Genomic DNA, 1,717 nt, shown 5'->3' with positions numbered 1-1,717 from the left:
GAATACGCCCAGTATGAGGACGACCCTCCGCCTTGCGATGCACCGCATCTGACGCCGCGCGCTGATCCACCAGGGATTACGGGACAGCCCTTAGGCAAGCATCCTTTCGTCGTGGCCGGCACGTAGGGTGCGGCCATGACTGTGCCTGACCTGGTTCCCATTCGGCATGAGCCGAACTACCGAACGTCCACTATCGGCCACTGGGACGGAGGCCAGTTCTTTGCCCACGTCAGCGGTGTTTTCGCAGGCCGGGACGTCGATGGCCGGGTACTGCGGCGGTGGTACTCCGTGTTGCACGAGTTCGACGCCGCGGGTCGGCACCTGGACTCCCGGATCCGCGCAGCCGGAACGGTCGCCGACGGGCCGGCGAAGGCGCCGATGGTGGAAGCCGCGCAGCGGCTCCTGCACGAGTGGCTGGACGCGCTGCCCGGGCGGCACTTCACAGACATCGTGATCGCCCCGTTCGCCGTGGAGGTCGACGGCGCACTGTTCGGCCTGGTCAGCGAGTGCCACGGGGAATATCCCGAGGGAGAGGAGCAGGACGACTGGGCCGAGTTCTACCCGAACCGGCTCGGGTTCAGCGCGCCGTGGGACGGCTTGTACGACACGTGAGGGGACGTGCGCTGTGTCAGCCTGCGGCGCGTGAGAGCGGTCGAGGACCGGGAGTGTCTAATCAACGGCGGATCCGATGATCAAGGAGACGCCTGATGAGCGAGGCCATCACCGAGCACGGGACCGTGGAAGAGCCGGTCGTCGGGTCGGCCGCGGAGGCGGTGTCGGACGAGCAGTTGATCGCGATGCTGGTCGACCGCGCCCGCAATGACGGGCTGCAGCTGACCGGGGAGGGCGGGCTGCTGCAGCAGCTGACGAAGCGGGTGTTGGAGTCCGCCCCGGAGGGCGAGATCACCGGGACGACTTCCACATCGACTACGACCGTCAGCAGGTCACGTGCCCCCAGAGGCAGGTCAGTGCGGGCTGGCACGGCCCCTACCCGACCTCGTCACCCACCGCGGCCCCTCTGATCGTGGCCAGGTTCACCAAAAGCCAGTGCCGTCCCTGCCCGGCCCGCACCCAGTGCACCAGCACCGCCGACAGTGCCCGAATCGTGGGCTTTCCCCCGCGAGAACTCCGTGACCTGCAACTTCGCGTCCGCGCTGAGCAACAGACGCCCGAGTGGAAGACCCGCCATGCGGTCCGCTCGGGAGTGGAAGGCACGGTCAACGAGTTCACCCACGGACACGGCATGCGGCGCTGCCGCTACCGAGGACAGGGAAAAGCCCACATCCAGCACGTTCTGACGGCCATTGCCGTCAACATCGAGCGCCTCAGCGGACTGCCACCGGCCGAAGAAGCACCCACGTCCCGCCGACCGACTGCCTTCCAGCACTACCTCGACCAACGCGAGATACCCCGGCTGAAGTCCTGGCGAGCCCTGGGAAACTGACCGGCATCTCCAAGATCCCCGACAGAGTCAAGCTAAGACGTCGTCTCATTTGGTGAGTCTGCGGTAGCAGATGAGGCTGCAGGCGATGGCGGTGAAGGCCAGGAGGTGTTCGGCCTTGCGCTCGTAGCGGCGGTGCAGGTGACGGCAGCCGGCCAGCCAGGACATCGTGCGCTCGATCGTCCAGCGGTGCCGGCCGAGCCGGGTGGATGACTCGATGCCCTTGCGGGCGATGCGGTGACGGATGCCTCGCTTGCGTAGCCATCGGCGCAGGTG

At 67.1% G+C, this 1,717-nt stretch carries 3 protein-coding genes and 1 pseudogene; 3 read left to right on the top strand and 1 reads right to left on the bottom strand.

Annotated features, from left to right (window positions below; all coding sequences use genetic code 11):
• Positions 1-288 precede the first annotated feature (288 nt).
• From ACFXI4_RS44635 to ACFXI4_RS44625, 3 genes and pseudogenes are all read left to right on the top strand, one after another.
• Positions 289-612 carry a hypothetical protein gene (locus ACFXI4_RS44635; RefSeq protein WP_385003417.1) on the top strand — a complete coding sequence of 108 codons (324 nt, stop codon included), beginning with the start codon at positions 289-291 and terminating at the stop codon, positions 610-612.
• Between the two features lie 95 nt (positions 613-707).
• Positions 708-908 (top strand): annotated as a pseudogene (locus ACFXI4_RS44630) (IS256 family transposase); the annotation flags it as partial.
• Positions 909-922: 14 nt separating this feature from the next.
• The gene (locus ACFXI4_RS44625; protein ID WP_385003420.1) at positions 923-1,444 is read left to right on the top strand and encodes a transposase; all 522 of its coding nucleotides are present in this window, start codon (positions 923-925) and stop codon (positions 1,442-1,444) included.
• A gap of 45 nt (positions 1,445-1,489) precedes the next feature.
• On the opposite strand, the gene ACFXI4_RS44620 is transcribed toward ACFXI4_RS44625, so the two are convergent.
• A partial coding sequence (locus tag ACFXI4_RS44620; protein WP_385003414.1) for a transposase occupies positions 1,490-1,717 on the bottom strand: 228 nt, incomplete at its 5' end.

The sequence above is a fragment of the Streptomyces sp. NPDC059224 genome, from assembly GCF_042754285.1.
In the GTDB taxonomy this organism is placed as follows: Bacteria; Actinomycetota; Actinomycetes; order Streptomycetales; family Streptomycetaceae; genus Streptomyces.
The sequence above is the reverse complement of the archived record's forward strand: the minus strand, read 5'-3'. Positions and strand labels throughout refer to the sequence as shown.